This is a genomic window from Paenibacillus sp. GQ49, from assembly GCF_059759055.1.
On record NZ_JCAXEL010000003.1, the window covers coordinates 138,488 to 161,206 of the forward strand.

Below are 22,719 nucleotides of genomic sequence, written 5' to 3' on the forward strand. Positions count from 1 at the left end.
TCTCTATGTTAAAGAGGAAGGTCGCCACATGGATGAGTTCGAGTGAAAAGATTCAATTATTGTGTAGCCTTTCGATCCGGTAACTGGCTCAAATAACTGTTGGACAAGTGTGCAAGATCCAATGCCCGATCATATTGTTCCTTTGATATAAACCGTGAAGAAGACAGCCAATTGTTATTGAGTGTAACTATAGTTGGAGATTCCTCTTCTCCCGAAATCTTCGTTGTCTCTTCTGAAGGAACACTTGTCCGTTGTTGCCCGGCATCCTGTCTGCCCGCATCAGCTAGGGAATAATGCGTTCCGTCCCCGTATCCTTTCGCCGGTATGAAGAGAGAGGCATCGTTTAGCACCGACCCGGAAGGAAGGTAATATCGTTCGGGTAGGAGATTCCCACCTTCACGCAGCAAATCCTGTCCGAAGTGTAATTGGTCCTTCAGCGATACTCCGGTGAGTCCCGCAATCGTTGGCAGAATGTCCACCTGGCCTCCAATCTGCTCCAGCTGTACACCCGGAGTAGCACCCGGGGCCGAGATAATGAGTGGAATATTAATCATATCTGCTGATGTGTATTCCCGACCATACAACTCTTTCATAAGGACTTTGTCATCCTTATCCAGTGAGTAGATGGGAAGTCCAAGGTGATCCCCGTACAAGACAAACAAGCTATTTTCCCATAATCCCCGTTTTTTCAATCCAGCAATCAACTGTCCAACTGCCTCATCCGCATAATGCTGTGATATCAGATAATTACCGGGCATCGTATCCTTGTAACGTTCTGGCAGTGTCAGCTTCACCTTATTTTGAGGCAAAGTGTAAGGGTGGTGGGCTGACATGGAGATGATATGGGCATAGAAGGGATCACCCGAAGACTGCATGGATTCCAGCTTATCCAGTGTTTTGGAATACAGTACTTCATCCGAGGCCGAAAAGGCGATAGAGTCCTGTGTGCCGAAATAATCAATATCATAATACTGGTCGAATCCAAGTGCCTTGTATAACTGATCCCGATTCCAGAAACGAACATCATTTGTATGGAATGTGGCTGTCTGATATCCGTTTGCTGACATCAACTTGGGTAGACTCGGCAGAGCTTTATCCGCGTATACAGTTGTTGCTGCCCCGTTTGGCGGGGTGTAGAACGATGTGTTCACAACAAATTCTGCATCCGATGTATTTCCCTGTCCCACTTGCTGATAAAAGTTCGGAAAATACAGGCTTTGTCTAGCCAATTGATTCAGAATAGGCGTAATCTCCTGTCCATCTACCTCTAATCCAATCAGAAAGTCCTGAAACGATTCCAACTGGAGCATAATCACATTACGTCCGCTCGCGGCACCCTGCTCCACAATCGCAGGAAGTTCGGTCGTTTGTTTCAGTTGGTCGATGTCAGTCTGGTCGATGTGAGCAATGGGTACAAGTTCATCAGGTCGATCCAGGATGGTATACGCCTCGTAACCGAGGATGCCCATCTGTTCTGCTTGTGTAAGCTCACTCATGCTGGCCCGATTGGGATAGATGTTGAGCATGCACAGGATCATGGACAGGGTCAGAATGACCGAGGCAACCCGTCTTCTGGCACGTCGTTCAAGCGGAATGCGGTTCGGGCGTTCTGTACTCCCGAGCTTGATCCGGCGACGAATAAGTATCCCCCCAATGATCAGAACGTCTGCAAAAATAAACAAGTAATAGGGATCAAGCAAAGAGAACATGCTGCTCTTGACCGAAGTCACCTGATTCACCTGTGCCAACGCATGATAGTTAACGATTACACCATAGTATTTGTAGTACATGATGGCTGCAAAGAAAATCCCCGAGAGCAGCAAATTCATGGCAAGGTATATCCACATTCGCCGCTTGGCAGCAAACCATTCAATTAGACAGAAGCCGATCCAGATGAGCGGCAATTCGGTCAGCAGTGGTTTCCATACAGGGATGTCATCGAAGATAACAATCCAGGCCAGTGAACTTTTGATCATCATGATAATGGTAAAGAATATAAACGGTCCGCTTAGAAATCGGGTGAGTGAACTGCGTGACAAGGTACCGCCTTCCCTTCCGAAGTTTCGTTTAACAAGTATTATCCTATCTCAGCATGGCTGTGTCAAAAATGAGAGCCTTCTACAATTGACGGCAAAAAACCTCTTCCATGCAGGAAGAGGTTTGAAAAAACATGGGCTACTGCGATAAAAGCCAGATGTGACCCAATCCGTTATTCTATAGTGTACGTTGTGACGTAAGAAGGTCTGGGGAACATGGTGGGCTTCTGTGCGGTCAGCCCTTCGCTTGTACTGCGGTTACGATGAGCGTGACTATATGCTTGGGATTCCTGCCAGCCTTTGAAATGTTCCTCCGACTGCCAGAGTGTGAGTACAACATATGTATCATCCTTCAGAGGACGAAGCACACGAATACCGACAAAGCCAGGCTCGTCTTCTACCTTGCGGGCACGGTTCTTAAACCGTTCTTCGAAATCGTTACGACCATCCTCTGTGACAGGGATATTGTTAAGAACAGCGTAACCACCGCCAGCCCAGGAGCCTGCGGCATCAAAAGCTTCATATGCGGCTACTTTATCATCAGACTCGATATTCATCAGGCGTTCTGCGGATTCAATAGCCAGACGCACGTGCTCTTCGCTTCGCAAAGTCAGATGCGGGTATGTAGCAAGTGCATCCGGAATCGGTGAAGGAACCAAATAGATATACATAGAAGCTGCCTCCTCATATAAATACAATCCACTTCAACATAGCATATGGGATTGTGCGAGTCCAATCGGTTCACATGTATCGGACAGGTGGGCTAATTCCGAGCTGAGTAGTATAAGTTTGCCGCAATAGAAGATAAACAATGAATGACAAACACTGCAGTAATAATGAAAAAGGAAAGCGATATTCCGTCTAGCATAACTACGAGGATCCAAGCCAGAGCAAGACTGATAGTGGTAGCATTCCAGGAGAAGGCTTTTGCTCTCGTGATACAATAGAGGTACCGCTCATCCAGTCCGTTTTGCTTTTTTTGCAATCAACCTTGTGAAAAAAATAATGAGTATTGCAAATAACAAACCAGCTACAATTCCACCGATCCCGATCATCCGATTCAGTAATTCAGAACTCAATATTCTCATCTCCTTCAAAAATAAATAATTCCTCGATCTGACAGCCAAATAATTGGGCAAGCTTGTGAGCAAGCACAAGAGAAGGTTTGTACTTTCCGGATTCCAACGATATGATGGTCTGCCTGGAGACCTTTAGCCGTTGAGACAGTTCTTCCTGTGTGATGTGCATATGTATTCGTTTGTCTCTGATTAGATTTTGCAAGTATATCCTCCCATAAGTAAAGTTCGCTTTACGTAAAGTTAACTTTACTTATGCGACGATGGAATGTCAATCTCTCTTTATAATATTTTCCACTTCTTCGAGGTGGTGCTGTGTCCAAAAGCATATTTCATGATAAAGTATAATCACTACAAACAGAACGGGTGATCGTATGACAACAACAATTCGGATATCGGTTAGACCTTTGGTGGAGTATGTGTACCGCAGTGGCAGCATACGTCCAGGGTTCCGGACCAATGCCTCGATGCAGGAGGGAACTCGAATTCATCAGCGGGTACAGAAGGAGTACACGGAAGAGGATCTCAAAGAGATTGTGCTCGAAGCTGAGATTCAACATGGGGATCTGACCTATGTGGTGGAGGGACGATGTGATGGTCTGATCCGGTTGGAGGGTCAGTTGACGGTGGATGAGATCAAATCAACTGCGGGCAATCTGGATGATCTGGGAGAAGGTCTTCCCGTACACTGGGCGCAGGCGATGATGTATGCCTACATGTACGCCGTTCAGCAAGACGAACCACGTATGCAAGTTCAGTTGACGTATGTGCATTCGGTTACCCATGAAGAAAGACGGTTTCGCCGAATGGCAGAACGACAGGAACTGGAGCAGTTTGCGGCAGAAGTGATTGCCGGTTATGCGCCATATGCAGAGATGATCGCTGCATATGAAGAAAAGCGTGATATCAGTGTGAAAGAGCTGCCGTTTCCTTTTCGCAAATATCGGGAAGGACAACGTAAGCTGGCAGGAGCCGTATACAAGACAATCCGTGAGGGTCAGGGATTGATGGCCAAAGCACCAACAGGCATTGGTAAAACGATGTCCGTACTGTTCCCCACGGTCAAAGCGATTGGCGAAGGCGAAGCAAGCCGATTGTTCTATCTGACCGCGAGGACGACGACACGGGTGGCGGCAGAAGAAGCTTTTGCCCGGATGCAATCGGAAGGATTGAAGATGCATGTGATCAGTCTGACCGCGAAGGACAAGATTTGTTTTAAGGAAGAGGAAGCATGTGATACGGGGCAGTGCGGCATGTGTGAAGGGTATTATGACCGTATTAACGGGGCCGTGCTGGACATGCTGGAACATGAGACGTTGATGACACGTCCGGTCATCGAGCAGTATGCGCGCAAACATCGGGTGTGTCCGTTTGAGTTTTCCCTGGATGCGGCGTATGCAGCCGATGCGGTGATCTGCGATTATAACTATATTTTCGATCCAAGGATCTCTCTGAAAAGAATGTTGGAGGAGCAGAAACGCAAGACGGTGTTACTGGTGGACGAGGCTCATAATCTGGTCGATCGTGGCCGAATGATGTTTTCCGCTGAGCTGGAGAAGGCAGTATTTCTGGATGTGAAAAGAGAGTTCCAGTCGCTGGACAGCAGTGTGCCTGCTGCCAAAGCCATTGTTGACTACACCGGGGCCATTGATAAGTATCTGATTACCCTTCGGAAAAACGGTGGAGAAGAAGGAAAGATCATCCAGCAGGAAGCACCGGAGGAACTGATTGAACGGCTGGAGCCTTTTGTCATGGTCGCGGAGCAATGTCTTGTTGAAGGTGGTTCGGGGAATGCCGAGACGGATCAGCTGCTGTTGGATGCCTACTTCACGGCACAGAATTTCCTGCGGATCGCCAAGCTGTATGATGAACGTTTTATTACGTATGCAGAGTGTGTTCGAAGTGAAGTGAGAGTGAAGTTATTCTGTCTCGATCCTTCCGTACTGCTTCGTCAGACGGCCAAAGGATTCCGCTCCCTCATTCATTTCTCGGCTACATTGTCACCCCTTCGCTATTATCGGGATATGCTGGGTGCAGAGGAAGAGGATTATACATTGCAGATTCCATCCCCATTTCAGCGCGAACAATTGGATGTGAGACTCCTGCCCTTATCCGTGCGATATAAGGACAGGGAACAGTCCCGGCGCCCCATTGCGGAGATGTTGCAACAGCTGGTGGCCGAATGGCCGCGCAGTAATCTGATGGTGTTCTTCCCTTCTTACCCTTATATGCGCGAGATATACGAAACCTATGCACAGCTTCCAAGTGAAGCGGATACGGTCATACAAAAGCAAGGCATGAACGAACTGGAACGGGAGCAGTTTTTGGATGGATTTCAGCCGAATCCTGAACGAACACGCTTGGTATTTGCCGTCATGGGTGGCGTATTCTCGGAAGGTGTCGATCTGCCGGGAGATCGCTTGAATGGCGTCGTTGTGGTAGGTGCGGGGTTGCCGCAGATTGGTCTGGAGAACAACGTTTTACGTGATTATTATGATCGGACAGGACGCAACGGATTCAATTACGCCTATATTTTCCCGGGGATGAACAAGGTGCTGCAGGCGGGTGGACGGCTGATTCGAACGGAAGAAGACAGGGGCGTGCTGGTGCTGGTTGACGATCGTTTTATCCAGGAACCGTATCGTTCCCTGCTGCCCGAGGAGTGGCGGGACTATAAACGAATTTGAATATGATGCATCTCCACAGCAATTTCAATGTAATCAGGCAAATGCTGAACCAATAAGTTTAACATTTTTCTCAGATTTCTTTCCTTTATATGATTGAAGGGTAGGGTGAAAGGGTTATAACTTGGTTAGCAACGAACGAACAACGGCGAATTACCCTATCCGTTCCGCGGTCCGCTTCGAAAGCAATCAAGGAGGTCGGTTATAATGAAGAGAAATCATACCATGATGCAGTTTTTTGAATGGCACCTGGCTGCAGACGGAGATCATTGGAAGCGACTGGCTGAAATGGCCCCGGAACTGAAAGCCAAAGGCATTGACTCGGTATGGGTACCACCCGTAACCAAGGCAGTGTCAGCAGAAGATACAGGTTATGGTGTATATGATCTGTACGATCTGGGCGAATTTGATCAAAAGGGTACCGTACGAACCAAATATGGCACCAAGCAGGAACTGGTGGAGGCCATTGCTGAGTGTCAGAAGAACGGCATAGCCGTCTATGTGGATCTGGTTATGAATCACAAGGCCGGAGCAGATGAGACGGAAGTGTTCAAAGTGATTGAGGTTGATCCGAATGATCGGACGAAGGAAATTTCCAAACCGTTCGAGATTGAGGGCTGGACCAAATTCACATTCCCGGGTCGCGGAGATCAATACTCCTCCTTTAAGTGGAGCTCTGAACATTTCAACGGTACAGACTTTGACGCCAAGGGAGAACGAACAGGTGTATTCCGCATCGCAGGAGAGAATAAAAAATGGAATGAGAATGTCGATGATGAGTTTGGCAACTATGACTATCTGATGTTCGCCAATATAGATTATAACCACCCGGATGTAAGGCGCGAGATGATCGATTGGGGGAAATGGCTGATCGATACCCTCCAGTGTGGTGGGTTCCGGCTGGATGCAATTAAACATATCAACCACGAATTCATTAAGGAGTTCGCAGCAGAGATGATTCGCAAACGCGGTCAGGATTTCTACATCGTAGGTGAGTTCTGGAATTCGAACCTGGATGCATGTCGTGAATTCCTTGATACGGTAGACTATCAGATCGACCTGTTTGATGTGTCTCTTCACTACAAGTTGCATGAGGCTTCGCTTGCAGGCAGAGACTTTGATCTCTCCAAAATTTTTGATGATACCTTGGTGCAGACACATCCTACCCATGCGGTAACTTTTGTAGATAATCATGACTCCCAACCTCATGAAGCGTTGGAATCATGGATTGGTGATTGGTTTAAGCCGAGCGCTTATGCGTTGACTTTATTACGTCGTGATGGGTATCCGGTTGTATTTTACGGGGATTATTATGGCATTGGTGGACCTGAACCTGTGGATGGCAAAAAAGAAATTCTGGACATTCTGCTGTCTGCCCGTTGCAACAAGGCATATGGAGAGCAGGAAGATTACTTTGATCACGCGAATACGATTGGCTGGGTACGTCGTGGCGTAGAGGAAATCGAAGGTTCCGGTTGTGCGGTAGTTATCTCTAACGGGGATGACGGTGAGAAAAGAATGTTCATCGGTGAGCACCGTGCTGGTGAAGTCTGGGTGGATCTGACAAACAGCTGTGAGGATCAGATTACCATTGAGGAAGACGGTTGGGCCACCTTCCATGTGTGCGGTGGAGGCTTGTCGGTATGGGCTCTTCCAGAGCAGAATGAGGACTGCGCTGACGCTGAGTAACAGATTAGAATAAATGATATTAGAAACAACCATATATAGACCGTTATTCCACCTGAACCGACCAGTTTCTGCCGGGCAGGTGGTTTTTGGTATGTTCTTAATAAGTTCTCCGTTTACCTACTCCAGTTCAAATGATTCCAGCGTGCCGACCATCTGCAGATCATGCTCGCGGTTGAACTTTTCCCGTTTGTAGGCATCGGCGTACTCGTCATGATAATGCATCAGTACGGTTTTCTGTCTCACTTCCGCGGGTAACTGCTCCAGATCCTTCAATGAGGTATGGGATTTGATCACCAGATCATGCATATGACATTCATGGAAAATCAGCTGCACATCAGCGGCAACCTGCTCCACCCGTTCCTGGTCCAGTGTACTGTCTGCACTGTAATAGAAGTAAGGCTTGGCCAGCAGTCCGTTACTGACCATACCTGGCACGTGTTGTGTCCGAAAGGTCTCAAACGTCACGCCGCCCAGTTCAAATGTGCCTCCATCTGGCAGGGGAACGACATCGTAGTAATCGCTCATGGTACGTTCACCATCCGTTGTGTAGCGCATACCCGGAGATAGAATGTTCCATAGCGGATCTACCAATTGTTCGTGGATGAACAGACGGGGTTTGCGGACGCCTACGATCTGTGCGTAATAACCCAGCATCTGTACACCATTAATATGATCTTCATGCAAATGAGTAATGAACACATTGTGGATATCGGTCATGGCGAATCCGTATTCCTTGAGTGCTTTGGCATTTGATTCTGGAAAATCAATGACCAGATGCGTGTCTCTGAATTCAGCCAGCATACTATTGTGGGGCTGCTCCACGCTGAACATATCTCCTGTGCCGAGAAAAGTAATTTTCAATTCATTTCATCTCCTTGTGTGATCTTCAGATCAGCATCCTTGCGTTAAATCCAGTATACCTTGTTCCCGAATATATGCCTAAATCAACCTTTTTTGATAACGCTATCATTTTATATTGAACTTTGATGATAAACAGTGTAGCGTAAAGATGGGAAGTGAACCCATATGAACGTAAACTCACCTAAAGGGAGCGTGCGAGGCGAATGAAATCTTTTCTGGATGAACAATTTTTGCTGCACAATGAAACGGCGATCAAGTTATATGAGGATTATGCCAAAGACATGCCGATTATTGACTATCATTGCCACCTCAGTCCTCAGGAGATCTACGAGAACAAGACCTTCGGCAATCTTACAGAGGCTTGGTTATACGGTGATCACTATAAGTGGCGGCTCATGCGCGCAAACGGAATTGAAGAGCAATATGTGACCGGTGGTGAAGGAGTAACCGATTACGATCGTTTTCTGGCTTACGCCAAAACGGTACCCATGATGATCGGTAATCCGCTGTATGCCTGGTCTCACTTGGAATTACAGCGATATTTCGGCGTCTACGAAGTATTGAATGAGACAAGCGCACCAGCCATCTGGGAAAAAGTAAATGCCAAACTGAACAGTGACGGATTCGGTGCACGTGATCTGATTACCAAGTCCAATGTCACTGTTGTGTGCACAACCGATGATCCAACGGATTCTCTGGAGTATCATCTGAAAATTCAGGAAATCGAAGGCTTTGATACGGCGGTATTACCTTCTTTCCGCCCGGATAAAGGCTTGGAATTGAACCGGGATACCTTCGTGGAATGGGTGGGCAAGCTGTCGCAGGCATCTGGCACCGCCATTTCAGATTATGAATCCTTCCTTGCTGCGCTGGAGTCACGTGTGGAATTCTTCCATTCTGTAGGCGGCAGAGTCTCTGACCATGCACTTGATTATGTTCCTTACGGCGTGGCTACACGCGAAGAAGCAGCTGCCATCTTTGCAAAGGTACTTGCGGGTCAGAAGGTAACTCGTGAGGAAGAGGACAAGTACAAGACGGTAACGCTGACATTCCTTGGCAAACTGTATGCAGAGCGAGGCTGGGTGATGCAGTTCCACATTAATGCAGCCCGTAACAACAATACACGGATGTTTGCCAAGCTTGGGCCGGATACCGGTTATGATGCCGTGAATGATACGCCGCTTTCCGCAGCGATGATTGGATTGCTCGACGCGTTGGAGCAGCAACAAGCACTGCCCAAAACGATTCTGTATTCTCTGAATCCAAGGGACAACGAAGTACTCGCAGCGATTATCGGCAGCTTTCAGGGCGGGGGCATTCCGGGTAAAATCCAGCTTGGTGCCGCCTGGTGGTTCAATGATACAAAGGATGGCATGTTAGCCCAGATGAAAGCCCTGGCGAATGTTGGTTTGCTCAGCCGCTTTGTCGGCATGCTGACCGATTCACGCAGCTTTCTGTCCTACACCCGGCATGAGTATTTCCGTCGTCTGGTCTGCAATCTCATTGGTGAATGGGCTGAACAGGGCGAAGCACCGCAGGATATGGAGCTACTCGGTCAGATCGTACAGGGCATCGCCTACAACAATGCAAAAGAGTATTTCCCGTTTGCTTCAGTGCCAAAAACAGTCTCTGCTTCACAGTCTTAATGAGTAACAAACGAATTAATCATGCAAGTTATGCAATATGAAGTTTCTCTAGTTTCTAATTTTCAATCGTAATTTAAAATGCTCCCATTTCTTACCTCCGGGTCATCATCCACCGGAGTAATGAATGGGAGCTTCTTTGTAAGTTGAATTCATGGGATTGCACATAATAAGTATAGCAAGCTCCAATGACGGCAAAATGACAAAAACCAAAATCAAGCGCGTATAGGCTCTTGGTTATGGGTTTATATTGGTTATTTTTAGATGTTTGACATTCGTTTCTTGCGATAATATACTTAGTACACCTAATTAATTGTGCATCTATTTAATTGTACTACTATTTAATAGATGTCCTATGATGTTGGATGTCTACGGAATGATAAAGAAAGAAGGAGGGACCCATTATGACTGGTATAGATCCGGTTGCTCAGAAGCTTTTGTACTCCATTATGCAGTTTAATAAAGGCAAATGGAGGCAACATAAACCTCATGGGCGCAATCACAATGAAATTATGGTGCTGGGTTGTTTACTCCACGGGATGCATCCGGGAGAACAATTGAACTGGCAGGACAATCCGCCTGATTTCAATGACACGATCGAATCCAATCATCCCGGGATGAAAGTCTCGGAAATTAGCGCATTGCTACGCGTGAAGTCACCGACCATTACACCTGTTATTCGTGGCCTTGAAGATGAGGGGCTGGTCAAACGGACGATGGACCCGGAGGATCGCCGTGCTGTTCGTATCACGATTACTGAAGCAGGTCGTGAAATTATTCGGGCTGCTCACCTAGAACGCATGGAAATATTCAATAAGTTAGTTGAACATTTAGGTGAACAAGACAGTACTCAGCTGGCTGAGTTGTTGACCAAGGTATACACCTTTTTTGATACATTAACTTCCTTGCAAAAGGATGATTCGACAAGAGGAGATGATACGCCATGATGAAACTGTTTAGCATGCTGAAGCCATACCGAATTCCGATTATTTTCATTCTGGTTTTGGTACTGTTTCAGTCGCTTGCTGAATTGTACCTGCCTACGTTAATGGCAGATATTGTGAATGACGGCATCATTAAAGGGGATATCCCGTATATCTGGCAGATTGGTGGATGGATGCTGGTCATCGCGATTGGCGGAACGGCGTGTTCGGTGATCGCCAGTTACCTCTCATCCCGAACAGCGGGCGGATTTGCCAAACAACTGCGGAGCAGAGTATTTCGCCATGTGGAGAACTTCTCTCTCCAGGAGTTCGATAAGATGGGTACTGCTTCACTGATTACGCGTACGACGAATGACATCACACAGGTACAGAATGTACTTACAATGATGCTGCGAATGATGATTATGGCTCCGCTCATGTGTATCGGGGGTATCTTCATGGCGGTATCTCAGGACGCCAAATTATCTACGATTTTCCTGGTCGTGCTTCCGGTACTGGGCGGAGCCATTGCGCTGATTGGTGCCAAGGGTTTACCTTTGTTCAAAACCATTCAGAAAAAGCTGGACCGACTCAACCTGGTGCTGCGTGAGCAGTTAACAGGAATTCGGGTTGTTCGTTCCTTTAACCGTGGGGAGCATGAGAAAGTGCGCTTTAACGGGGCCAATACAGAACTGAGAGATTCATCGATCAAAGTTAATGTGCTCATGGCGACCATCATGCCTGTGATGATGCTGGTTATGAACTTTTCGATGATTGCCATCCTTTATTTTGGTGGAATGCGGATCGACAGCGGCAATATGAACATCGGTGCATTGATTGCCTTCATCCAGTATGCAATGCAGATCATGTTCTCACTGATTATGGTTTCGATGATCTTTGTTATGATTCCAAGAGCTTCAGCATCGGCAGAACGGATCAACGAAGTGCTTGATATGCAGCCGGATCTTAGCAATCCCGAGCAGCCTCGTGGTATGAAATCCATGCAGGGTATGATTGAGTTTGACAATGTAACTTTCCGTTATCCGGGCGCAGAGAATCCAGCTTTGTCCAATATCTCCTTCACAGCTCGCTCAGGTGAGACAACAGCCATTATCGGTGGTACGGGTTCTGGAAAATCGACATTGCTCAGCCTTATTCCACGATTTTATGATGTGACCGAAGGCAGTGTTCGGGTAAATGGTACGGATGTGCGTGAAATTCGGCAGGAAGATCTGCGTGCCAAAATTGGCTTTGTACCACAAAAGGCAGTCCTCTTTACGGGTACGATTACGGAGAATATCCGTCACGGGAAAGATGATGCCACAATGGATGAAGTTGTTCATGCGGCCCGTACAGCTCAGGCGGAGAACTTCATTACCGAGATGAAAGAGGGATATGACAGTCTTATCGCGCAAGGTGGTAACAACGTATCTGGTGGACAAAAGCAACGTCTGTCCATCGCTCGCGCACTTGTTCGCCGTCCGGAAGTTTATATCTTTGATGACAGTTTCTCTGCTCTCGATTTCAAAACGGATGCTAAACTTCGTGCTGCGCTGAAGTCCGAAACGACAGAAGCGGCTGTGTTGATTGTTGCGCAACGCGTAAGTACAGTAATGGATGCCGATCGCATTCTGGTTATGGATGAGGGCCGAATTGTCGGTTCAGGAACACATAAAGAGCTGCTGGAGCACAATGAAGTGTATCGCGAGATTGTATCCTCCCAGCTGACAGAGGAGGAGATCGCATGAGTGAACGTACAGAACGCAAGTCGCCTCGTCCCCATGGTGGGCCGGGTCCAGGTCCCGGAATGGGTATGCGGCCTCCAGTGGAGAAAGCGAAGGATTTCAAAGGCACACTGCGGCGCTTGATTCGTTATCTCCAGCCCCATAGTTCTCGTCTGTTAGGTGTGCTGGTTGCAGCCATTTTGAGTACCGTATTCAGCATCATCAGTCCAAAAATTATGGCCGAAGGAACGGATATTCTCAGTAAAGGCGCCATTGCCATCCTTCAGGGTGTACAGGGAGCCGGGATTGATTTTCCTGCATTGATGAAAGTATTATACCTGCTTGGCGGACTCTATCTGTTCAGTGCTGCATTTATGTATGTTCAGCAATACCTGATGGCCGGTGTGGCCCAACGTGTTGTGTATGACATGCGTGAGCAGATCAGTGCGAAGGTTGGACGTCTTCCTTTGAAATATTTTGACTCCCGCACAACTGGGGAGACACTTAGCCGTGCCACAAATGACGTGGACAATATCAGTAATACACTTCAGCAAAGTTTGGCACAGTTCATTACGTCTATCGTCACAATTGTCGGCGTAATTATCATGATGCTGACGATTAGTCCATGGATGACCTTGATCACGATTTTGACGTTGCCACTCAGTGTGGTTGTTGTCATGCTGGTCGCATCTCGTTCGCAAAAACACTTTGCGGGTCAACAGAAATCCCTTGGGGAACTGAATGGTCATGTCGAAGAGATGTACACGGGACACAAGGTCGTCAAAGCATTTGGACGTGAAGAACAATCCGTACAGCAATTTGAGAAGGTCAATGAAGAGCTGTATGAATCTGGCTGGAAAGCTCAGTTTATCTCCGGTATTATTATGCCGCTCATGAGTTTTGTGGGTAACTTGGGTTATGTACTGATCTGTGTGGTCGGTGGGATCTTCGTTACACGTGGTTCTATCTCTATTGGGGATATTCTGGCCTTCACACAATATTCCCGTCAATTTACACAACCGATTAACCAGATTGCAAATATCTCGAATATTATTCAATCAACGATTGCTTCGGCAGAACGGGTATTCGAGTTGCTGGATGAAGAGGAAGAAGTTCCGGAGTCCAAACAACCCGTGCAATTACAGCAGCCTAAAGGTGCGGTTGCATTCCAAGGTGTTAATTTTGGATATAAAGAAAATGAACTGCTCATTCATAACATGAATATTGATGTAAAACCGGGACAGACGGTAGCCATTGTTGGACCAACGGGAGCCGGTAAAACCACCCTGATCAACCTGTTAATGCGTTTCTACGAAATTCAGGATGGTCGGATTACGATTGACGGTGCCGACATTAAGGACATGGAGCGTGGCAAGTTGCGCAGTCTGTTCGGCATGGTGCTTCAGGATACCTGGTTGTTCAACGGAACGATTCGGGACAACATCGCCTATGGTCGAGAAGGTTCTACGGAAGACGATGTAATCAAGGCAGCCGTTGCGGCACATGCGGATCACTTTATCCGTACACTGCCTGATGGTTATGATACGGTGCTGAATGAAGAGGCGTCGAACATCTCTCAAGGGCAGAAACAATTGCTGACCATTGCAAGAGCGATTCTGGCGAACCCCGCCATCCTCATTCTGGATGAAGCGACGAGTAGCGTGGATACACGGACCGAAGTATTTATCCAGAAAGCAATGAATGATCTGATGAAGGATCGCACGAGCTTTGTCATTGCACACCGTTTGTCTACCATTCGCGGCGCTGATCTGATCCTGGTTATGGATCATGGTAACGTGATTGAACAGGGTAATCATGATGAATTGATGGCAAGTCAGGGCTTCTACGCCGATCTGTACAATAGTCAGTTTGCGGAGCAACAACCGCAGGCGATCTAAGTTTCGAACTAGCATTTCACATGCATTTGATGTTAGGTTAGAATTTGAAATTCGACCACAATCATTGTGTGGAATGCTAGTTATATGAATTAGGAATAATACAAAAAAATCTAAAAAATGCTAATGATTTATTGTATTTCTAACCGTTTGGTGCTAAACTATATATGTAATGTTGTTGCTAATCCGTATGCAACTAAAAGATAACGGATGTGTAAATGTTGTTGCTAATCCGTATGCAACTAAAAGATAACGGATGTGTAAATGTTGTTGCTGATCCGTATGCAACTAAAAGATAACGGATGTGTAAATAGGAGGAGCAGGATTTTTCCTGCTCCTTTTTCAATTACTTGGGGGAGTACACATGGAATTTAAAGTATATAAACTAAAACAAGAATTTCACTCCATTTGTGATTGGAGAGAGTACAAAATTTCAATTAATGAACAACGACCAGGCCTGCTACTAGTTCTTGAAGATGAACAATTTCCTGATTCCTTATGTTGTATTCCTATTTCAAAGGATGATGATAAACATAATAAATACAAGCAATTAATGATTTCAAAACCTACTAATGTTCATCCTATTAAGATGAATCAGTATGACAATTACCTGTTGATTCAAAATATGTTCTATGTAAGAAAGGAATTTATTGGTGATCCATTTACAGTAAAACAAATACATATTGAAATTAAGAACTCGGCTGAACGTGAAGTCATTATGAAAAAAGTTAAAAAGATGAATGCACTTATAAAATCAGGCAAGTTACCATATTTTGTACCGCGCAAAGAAGTACATGATATACAAATAAGCTACCTTGAAAATAAACGGTATGGTTCTTTAGATATCCAAAAGGAAATACACATTACTTTAAATAATAGTTAGCAGTTCTTGTGAGATGAAGAAGCTCCTGTGCGTTCAGTCGCACAGGAGCTTTTGCGTTCATTGATCCTTAGACTCCTTCGCAGGTTCATCTGCCCCGTTGCTAGAGATCGACTTCGCTTCTACTTTCACGTCGTCGCTGTTAGCTTCCTCAAGCGCAGACGGAGCGGGATCACCTGGAATCAATTCGCGCTGCTCAATCATGCGTTTGACGACTTCATAGCAGTCATCGACATGTTTGTTACCCACATAGCGCATGGCAGTGAAGCTGAGTGCGGCAGCCAATCCCTGTCCTGCAAAGGGGACAAATTTGGCGACGGATTTGGTGGCTACGCGTACGCCGACTCTTTTCAGAACCTGTACCACCAATTCCTTGGTGATCATACGACCAATGACTTTGCTTCCGATGGACATCACGAATCCATAGATCATGGATTTGGTCTCGGGGTCCATGCCGTCCAACTGTTTTTGTGATAATCCGAATTTATTGTTAATGGCAGGCAACAGCTGCATCAGCATCCCCACATCAGCCAGTACGTCTGTACCGGGCAGCGGAACGAGTGTTGTACCGGCAGAAGCGGTAGCTCTTTTGCGAACCATGGTACGGCATTCCTTGCGAACTTGCTCCAATTGTTCCAACGTTGCCGGAATCATAGGGAATCCCTCCATTCGTATATGGTATAGATATAACCGTTTTGACTCGATTTGAATGGGTTCTCACCAGCAAAATTTGCGGTCTTATGACATTAAGGTGCGGAGAAACCCTCATTCTCATGCATAAATCTGGTTAAAAAAGGAATTGGCTAGTTAGATAAAAGGGTTATCTATTTAAGTTTAACTATACATTTACACGAAAACGTAGAGGACAGAAATAACCTGAAGAAGCGAAGCGTTCGCCTAAAAGCTTTCTGCAAGAAAGCTACATCGGAAGCATACGTTTATCACCAGATTGTCACCTTTGTAAAAGTAAATCAGAAAAATCTGAGGATAACAGCGATCGGAAGGTTATTCTGGCATCGGAGTGGCATGTGTGAATATTCTTAAGTTGAACCTATATAGCTATTACGAATGAATGAGGATTAGGATGCATACCTGATTGGGAAACCTATTGGAATCATGATGAGTGCTTAGCGAAGGGCTTGTTTACGGCTTCAACCTTTGTGGGTAAAGGGTAACAAGCATTGGAATGGAGGAAGAGGGATGGAGTTTAACAAAGCGTTGTTAATTCATCATCATCATTCGGGCAAGTCCAATCGTGAGAATACAGTGGGCCTTGTGGCTGGTGTGCTGGCTCCCGCTGTCCATGAACTCGTCATTGTGCGTACGGATGAAGCTGGTGAAGGAGAGAAGCTGTGTCGTGAGCGCGGGGAACAATTCGATGTGGTGTTTATCTTGGGCGGGGATGGCACGGTGCACGAATGCGTGAATGGGCTGGCTGATCTGCAACATCCTCCGTTGATTGGTATATTGCCTGGAGGCACATGTAATGACTTTGCGCGTTCGCTCGGGATTTCACCGGATGCAGAGACTGCGGCACAAGAAATGCTGGCAGGTCGGGTGGTGTCCATTGATGTTGGACGGGCTAAAGATCGGGTGTTCACGAACTTTTTCGGCATTGGTTTGATCAGTGATGCATCGCAGAATATTAACGAAAATCTGAAAGGCGCGCTGGGTAAGCTCAGTTATTTTATCAGCACGTTGCAGACAATTAGTCATACAGAGCCGTTTCGTTACCAACTGGAGGCGGATGGGAGAGAGATGGAAGGCGAAGCAGTGATGATCTATGCAGCCAACGGCCGTTTTCTGGGAACCAATGCATTACCCTTTGCACCGGATGCGTTGCAGGATGGCGAACTGGACGTGCTCATTATTCATGAGACAGGCATTCCGCTGCTGCGAGAGATGCTGTCACACAAGCCAGAGGGAGAATGGCAACCTCAGAGTGAGAGTATTTCATACTTCAAGGCATCTACGTTAAAAGTGAAGACCGATGCGCCGATGTCAGCCGATACAGATGGCGAATTGTATATGAAGACACCCGCCGAGCTTTCGGTGTTGACGGATCATCTGAAGTTTCTAACCGGGGAGGGTTATTAAATCCCCCGGTTTTTTAGTTTGATTTAGCTGATCGGAAACTTAAACATTCCCTGCCTGATCTTTCATATGACGTTGCCTGAACTCATCCTCCAGCATGCTCATCTGAATGGCATCATGGTATTGATGATTGTAGAACAAGACATCCCGCTTCACACCCTCGCGCTGGAATCCAAGCTTCTCATACGTGCGAATGGCTCGCTCGTTGAAGGCATACACCTCAAGCTCGATTCGATGCAAGTTACAGATGCCGAAGCCGTAGTCCAGCATAAGCAGCAACGCCTCGCTACCGTAGCCTTTTCCTTGATGCTCGGCCTGATCGATGGCAACCCGAATATGTGCACTGCGATTCTTGGCATGCATGTCCATCAGGACGACATCTCCGATGATCTGGTCATTTTCCTGCAAAGCAATAAGTAGCATGAGTCTGGTGTCATCTTGTGCTGCGTTCTCAACATAACGTTCAACCTGAGCGCGTGTGAAACTGTTCTGTGTTCCTGTCAGCCTGCGCATCTCGGCGTCAAACAGGCCGGGGAAGTAAGTATCCACATCTGTAATCTCGAAAGGATGCAGGTATATGCGCTTTGTTTCCAGCAGACGGGGGATGCGTGGGGATGGTTTTGGTGGTGACATTGTTGTTTCCTCCTATGAGTTCAAGGCTAGTGTTATTCATGTTATGTATCGTATTAATCAACGGGAAATAGATAATTAACAACATTTTACCATATTTTCTCATGCTTGTAGCTATAATGGTCGATATAAGTATTGTCGTGCTTGCTAAGTCGAAGAGAAACCTAGTTTGAAGATTCGTATTACTCTGCTCGAATTACATATTTTGATTTGCTGTACTGTATACATAGCTGCGTTGTAGTAAACCAGACATTCATAGTCTTAAAGAGACGTATCAGTTTACCTTAGCAGGCCGATAGATTCTATAAGAATAGAAATGGGGATTTAACGAAATGCGAAAGTTAGAGAATTGTTTGAAGTGGTTTACTGTTTTTTTAATTTTGGTTACACCGCTGTTTACTTCACCTGGACAGGTCTCAGCAGCGAAAAAAGAGATCTATATCACTCTTTCTGGAGAAAAACACAGATATGTAGGAGAAGTCAAAAATGGTGTTCCTAATGGTAAAGGAATTTCCTACTTTCCAAATGGGAAGAAGAGCTTTGAAGGTAAGTTTGTAGCGGGGAGGCCTCATGAAGGAAAAAGGTATAACTCTGATGGGAAGCTGTACTCGGATATCTCTAATGGACAGGGAAAGATCTATTACCCAAATGGAAAGTTTAATTATGTTGGTAAGGTGGATAAGGAAACGTGGCTTCCCTCAGGTAAAGGTACCGAGTACGACATAAATGGAACGGTTAAATATAAGGGCGATTTTTTGAATGGTTCGTTTCATGGTCAAGGTAAGTGGTATACAGAATATGGTGAAATGTTCTATCAGGGTACGTTTAAGAATGGTTTGCCACAGGGACAAGGTAAAGCATATCAATATGGAGAAATTGCCTATGTTGGTGCATTTGATAAAGGAGTACCCACGTATTCTGGCAAAATTAAATTGTACGAAGATGGTGTAATCATCTATGATGGGCAGGCTAAAAATGGAGCTATTACCGGCAAAGGTAAAGGGTACTTAAACGGTAAGTTGGTCTATGTGGGCATGTTTAAAAACGGAAGACCAACGGGTGAAGGTAAATTCTATACGGAGAATAGTAGTGATGGCCCTAATATATCTATTTATATCACTGTCGATTAAGTAACAGGTAAGTAATTACAGGATCAATTCAAAACTTTCAGGAGCAAAGTCCTATAATATGATTAGATTTCAACCAATAAACCATCGGTAGGTGTGTTCATTGCATCGCCCGATGGTTTTTGGCATAACTGCTTTTGAGATACAGCTATATATTTTAGTTTCGCCTAACAGCTCCATCCAGAAACAGCGCCACCAGTTCCTGCGCAAGTTCCTCGATGCTGCCGCCATTCATGTTGCGTACATCTTCGCGGTTCGCGAGCATCAGCAGTGAAGTAAACGCATGAGCAAGCAGCATGGGATTGGCGGCCCGGAAATAACCGTTGTCCATCTCCTTCTGAAAATGGGTAGCTAGTACTTCGAATATGCGAACCTCTGCTTCCCGAATCTGAGCGAGTTGCTCCGTATCCAGATGTTTCTCGGCTTCTCGCATCATGGTCTCCGTTTCAATATGGGAGTGCTGCATCTTCGCCTCAGCAACCTTAACCAGCCTTTCTTGCAATGAGCCGGGTTCTTCCAGACGGAGCGAAGTCTGCTGCATGCCCATCGCCATCATGCGGGTGATGGCAACGGTGAACAGATCAGCTTTGCTGGAGAAGTGATAATAGATCGATGCTTTGGTTACATTGCATAAAGAAGCAATCTGCTGGAGAGAGACGGGCTCATACCCGTATTCCATAAACAGACGTGATGCGGTCATCAATATGTTGGTTTGGACAGATGCTTGATCCACAGCTGTTTTGGGTCTACCCGGTGAACGGGGAATGTTTGTTTTTTTGCTCATAAGTACATACCTCTTTACGTATTTAATTGCTGGTTAGACATGTTCACAAAATTAGGCATTGCAAAATTAACCTTCCGGTATATATAATTAACTCGATTATACTATGACCCGTGGTTCATTACTACACCATCATATATATTAGGGCTTCATAGAAACAGAATAGGGAGATGAAGAGACAATGCAGGAAGGTTCAGGTTACGGCCGCTGGGTAGCCGGCAAACGAAGCAAATGGATTACACTGTTGGTATGGATCATTATCGCCGTTGTGCTTGGCATGGTATGGCCTGCTGTAGGTGATCGTGAAACCAATAACGCACAGGATCTGAGTGAATCCAAACCATCGATTCAGGCAGCTGCACTTGCAGAGAAGGAATTCCCTGGTGGTGAAGGATTGCCCGCACTGATCGTATGGCGTCAAGCCGGCGGTCTGACAGATGAGCAGATTGAGAACATTCAGGCATTAACGGAGCGACTGGATCAAGATCCGGTAGAACAACAACAGTCCGTTGTGCCACTCTATCAATTGCCACCACAGGCATTGAAAGGCCAGCTTTCGGAAGACGGAAGTACTTTGGTTATGCCACTTTTCTTCAATGAAGGTGCCGATTCGGAACAATTGAAGGAAGCTATTGAAGCACTTGAGCAAAAAACACAAGACATCTTCGGGGCAAACCCGTTTGATGTAGCTATAGATGATACCAATACACTGATTGCCCGTGTGACTGGGCCAGTAGGGATATCCATTGATGCGAGCGGGCTATTCTCCTCCGCCGATGTATCCTTGCTGATCGCTACGGTTGTTCTGGTATTAGTCCTGTTGCTGCTGATCTACCGCTCGCCGGTATTGGCAATTATCCCGATTATTGCGGTTGGGTTCGCGTATATGGTGACAAGCCCCATACTCGGATTCATGGCGGATCAAGGCTGGATCACGGTGGACGCACAGTCCATCTCGATCATGACCGTATTGTTATTTGGAGCAGGAACGGATTACTGCCTGTTTATGATCTCCAGATACCGTCAAATTCTCTATCATGAGCCGGACAAAAAGAAAGCCATCTTCCAGGCAATTACCGGATCATCCGGCGCCATTGCCATGAGTGGATTCACGGTCGTTGCAGCACTACTCGTGTTGTTGCTGGCTGAATACGGTGCATATCAACGCTTTGCCGTACCATTCAGTCTGTCCATCTTTATTATGTTTATTGCAAGTCTGACGCTGGTTCCCGCACTCCTGGCGATCTTCGGTCGGGGTTCATTCTACCCGTTCGTACCGCGTACACATGAGATGGAAGTGGAACGTGCGAAGAAAAAAGGCAAACCGGCTCCGGCCCCGCGCAAAATCAAGGAAAGCTGGATTGGCCGTGTTGTAATAACAAAGCCATGGACCGTTCTTGCAATTACGTTGGTATTGCTGGGAGGATTGGCGACATTCTCTACTCAGGTTAAATTCACATATGATCTGTTGTCTTCCTTCCCGGAGGATGTACCTTCCCGCGAAGGTTTCACCGTCATCGGCGAACAATTCTCCCAAGGTGAGCTGGCTCCAGTCAAAGTGATCGTTGATGCCGAAGGCAAAGAAACTGATCTGAAGCAGCGTCTCGAAGCGCTGGATTACATTAGCAAAGTAGGCGATGCTCAGCAGGGTGCTGAGAATGCCAACATTACCGCCTTTGATGTGGAATTTAATCTGAATCCATATTCCATGGAGGCAATGCAGCATATTCCAGATCTGCGGGCTACTGCCGAACAGGCGCTTCAAGACGCTGGTGTAGCTAATGTGGACAGTCAAGTCTGGATCGATGGTCAGACGGCTGAACAGTATGACATTGAAGTAACCGGAGAACGGGATTCCAAGATCATTATTCCGGTAGTCATCGGCATGATTACATTGTTACTACTGATGTACTTGCGTTCAATCGTAGCCACAGCGTACTTGATCGCGACAGTCGTTCTATCGTACTTCTCTGCACTGGGTCTGGGTTGGATCATTATTCACTACGGACTTGGCGCAGATGCCATTCAGGGAGCGATTCCGCTGTATTCCTTCGTATTCCTCGTGGCACTGGGTGAAGACTACAACATCTTCATGATCTCTAGCATCTGGCAGAAACGCAAAACGATGCCGCTTCGTCAAGCGATTAAAGAAGGTGTTGGCGAGACAAGTTCGGTTATTACATCTGCAGGTCTGATCTTGGCAGGAACATTTGCCGTACTTGCTACTTTGCCAATTCAGGTGTTGGTGCAGTTTGGTATTATCACAGCCGTTGGTGTGATGTTGGATACCTTCCTGGTTCGTCCGTTCATGGTACCGGCGATCACCGCATTGCTGGGCAAATGGGCCTTCTGGCCAGGCAAGTATGTGCCGATTGCAGAGAAGAATGAAGAGAAACAGAACCAGTCCATGTAATGCATGGATGGGGTGAGATGGACGGCGGGGCTTCAAGCCTGCTGTCCATTTCTTTATTTTCCGAACGAAAATGACCTCTACCAGTTGTTCTCCTGAGATGGAATGGTGGAACTGTAAAATATCCGCAGGATGAGGCGTGATCCTTGTTTTCTTTGCATGGGGAAGGTTTACGTAGCCAAGGGTTATGGGACATAATAGAGAGAGCGTCGGCCTTGGGCAGACGGATGATCAACATCAATGGGACAACCAGGGGAAGGATGAAA

The 22,719-nt window shown here is 46.4% G+C and carries 18 protein-coding genes; 10 read left to right on the top strand and 8 right to left on the bottom strand.

The features are described from left to right. Positions 1–56: 56 nt before the first annotated feature. From AC6CIF_RS07810 to AC6CIF_RS07825, 4 genes are all read right to left on the bottom strand, one after another. Positions 57–2,039 carry an LTA synthase family protein gene (locus AC6CIF_RS07810; protein WP_498198889.1) on the bottom strand — a complete coding sequence of 661 codons (1,983 nt, stop codon included), beginning with the start codon at positions 2,037–2,039 and terminating at the stop codon, positions 57–59. Positions 2,040–2,209: 170 nt separating this feature from the next. After that, positions 2,210–2,707: an antibiotic biosynthesis monooxygenase family protein gene (locus AC6CIF_RS07815; protein WP_498198891.1), complete on the bottom strand. Its 498-nt coding sequence runs from the start codon at positions 2,705–2,707 to the stop codon at positions 2,210–2,212. Positions 2,708–2,992: 285 nt separating this feature from the next. After that, on the bottom strand, positions 2,993–3,115 hold the full coding sequence (locus AC6CIF_RS07820; RefSeq protein WP_498198893.1) for a hypothetical protein: 123 nt from the start codon (positions 3,113–3,115) through the stop codon (positions 2,993–2,995). Further along, positions 3,105–3,317: a helix-turn-helix transcriptional regulator gene (locus AC6CIF_RS07825; RefSeq protein WP_036612923.1), complete on the bottom strand. Its 213-nt coding sequence runs from the start codon at positions 3,315–3,317 to the stop codon at positions 3,105–3,107. The genes AC6CIF_RS07820 and AC6CIF_RS07825 overlap by 11 nt, the downstream gene beginning before the upstream one ends. A 169-nt stretch (positions 3,318–3,486) precedes the next feature. Here AC6CIF_RS07825 and AC6CIF_RS07830 point away from each other — a divergent pair, with 169 nt between their 5' ends. Continuing rightward, positions 3,487–5,799, top strand: a complete 2,313-nt coding sequence (locus AC6CIF_RS07830; RefSeq protein ID WP_498198895.1) for an ATP-dependent DNA helicase — start codon at positions 3,487–3,489, stop codon at positions 5,797–5,799. A gap of 204 nt (positions 5,800–6,003) precedes the next feature. Continuing rightward, complete coding sequence (locus AC6CIF_RS07835) at positions 6,004–7,485, top strand: alpha-amylase (protein ID WP_498198897.1); 1,482 nt, start codon at positions 6,004–6,006, stop codon at positions 7,483–7,485. A gap of 117 nt (positions 7,486–7,602) precedes the next feature. Here AC6CIF_RS07835 and AC6CIF_RS07840 read toward each other — a convergent pair whose 3' ends face one another. Further along, positions 7,603–8,346: an MBL fold metallo-hydrolase gene (locus tag AC6CIF_RS07840; RefSeq protein WP_498198899.1), complete on the bottom strand. Its 744-nt coding sequence runs from the start codon at positions 8,344–8,346 to the stop codon at positions 7,603–7,605. Positions 8,347–8,549: 203 nt separating this feature from the next. Here AC6CIF_RS07840 and uxaC point away from each other — a divergent pair, with 203 nt between their 5' ends. The 5 genes from uxaC (at position 8,550) to AC6CIF_RS07865 (ending at position 15,414) form a co-directional block, all read left to right on the top strand. Next, positions 8,550–9,992 (top strand): glucuronate isomerase, encoded by a 1,443-nt coding sequence (gene uxaC / locus AC6CIF_RS07845; protein WP_498198901.1) that lies wholly within the window; start codon positions 8,550–8,552, stop codon positions 9,990–9,992. Positions 9,993–10,393: 401 nt separating this feature from the next. Further along, on the top strand, positions 10,394–10,936 hold the full coding sequence (locus AC6CIF_RS07850) for a MarR family winged helix-turn-helix transcriptional regulator (protein WP_419890314.1): 543 nt from the start codon (positions 10,394–10,396) through the stop codon (positions 10,934–10,936). Continuing rightward, positions 10,933–12,660 (top strand): ABC transporter ATP-binding protein, encoded by a 1,728-nt coding sequence (locus AC6CIF_RS07855; protein ID WP_498198903.1) that lies wholly within the window; start codon positions 10,933–10,935, stop codon positions 12,658–12,660. The genes AC6CIF_RS07850 and AC6CIF_RS07855 overlap by 4 nt, the downstream gene beginning before the upstream one ends. Beyond that, positions 12,657–14,534 (top strand): ABC transporter ATP-binding protein, encoded by a 1,878-nt coding sequence (locus AC6CIF_RS07860; RefSeq protein WP_498198905.1) that lies wholly within the window; start codon positions 12,657–12,659, stop codon positions 14,532–14,534. The genes AC6CIF_RS07855 and AC6CIF_RS07860 overlap by 4 nt, the downstream gene beginning before the upstream one ends. Before the next feature lie 361 nt (positions 14,535–14,895). After that, positions 14,896–15,414, top strand: coding sequence for a hypothetical protein (locus AC6CIF_RS07865; protein WP_076209678.1), 519 nt, complete (start codon positions 14,896–14,898; stop codon positions 15,412–15,414). A gap of 57 nt (positions 15,415–15,471) precedes the next feature. On the opposite strand, the gene AC6CIF_RS07870 is transcribed toward AC6CIF_RS07865, so the two are convergent. Then, complete coding sequence (locus AC6CIF_RS07870) at positions 15,472–16,065, bottom strand: hypothetical protein (RefSeq protein ID WP_498198907.1); 594 nt, start codon at positions 16,063–16,065, stop codon at positions 15,472–15,474. Between the two features lie 546 nt (positions 16,066–16,611). Between AC6CIF_RS07870 and AC6CIF_RS07875 the strand changes: the two genes are divergently transcribed. Then, on the top strand, positions 16,612–17,508 hold the full coding sequence (locus AC6CIF_RS07875; protein WP_498198909.1) for a diacylglycerol/lipid kinase family protein: 897 nt from the start codon (positions 16,612–16,614) through the stop codon (positions 17,506–17,508). 39 nt (positions 17,509–17,547) lie between these two features. Here AC6CIF_RS07875 and AC6CIF_RS07880 read toward each other — a convergent pair whose 3' ends face one another. After that, positions 17,548–18,138 carry a GNAT family N-acetyltransferase gene (locus AC6CIF_RS07880; RefSeq protein WP_498198911.1) on the bottom strand — a complete coding sequence of 197 codons (591 nt, stop codon included), beginning with the start codon at positions 18,136–18,138 and terminating at the stop codon, positions 17,548–17,550. A 329-nt stretch (positions 18,139–18,467) separates the two neighbouring features. Between AC6CIF_RS07880 and AC6CIF_RS07885 the strand changes: the two genes are divergently transcribed. After that, positions 18,468–19,265, top strand: coding sequence for an MORN repeat-containing protein (locus AC6CIF_RS07885; protein WP_340031366.1), 798 nt, complete (start codon positions 18,468–18,470; stop codon positions 19,263–19,265). Positions 19,266–19,419: 154 nt separating this feature from the next. Here the strand turns inward: AC6CIF_RS07885 and AC6CIF_RS07890 are convergent, their stop codons facing one another. After that, positions 19,420–20,046: a TetR/AcrR family transcriptional regulator gene (locus tag AC6CIF_RS07890; RefSeq protein WP_498198913.1), complete on the bottom strand. Its 627-nt coding sequence runs from the start codon at positions 20,044–20,046 to the stop codon at positions 19,420–19,422. 178 nt (positions 20,047–20,224) lie between these two features. On the opposite strand from AC6CIF_RS07890, the gene AC6CIF_RS07895 reads away from it, so the two are divergent. Next, a complete protein-coding gene (locus tag AC6CIF_RS07895) occupies positions 20,225–22,456 on the top strand; it encodes an MMPL family transporter (RefSeq protein WP_498198915.1) in 2,232 nt (743 codons plus the stop codon). The last annotated feature ends 263 nt before the right edge of the window (positions 22,457–22,719 follow it).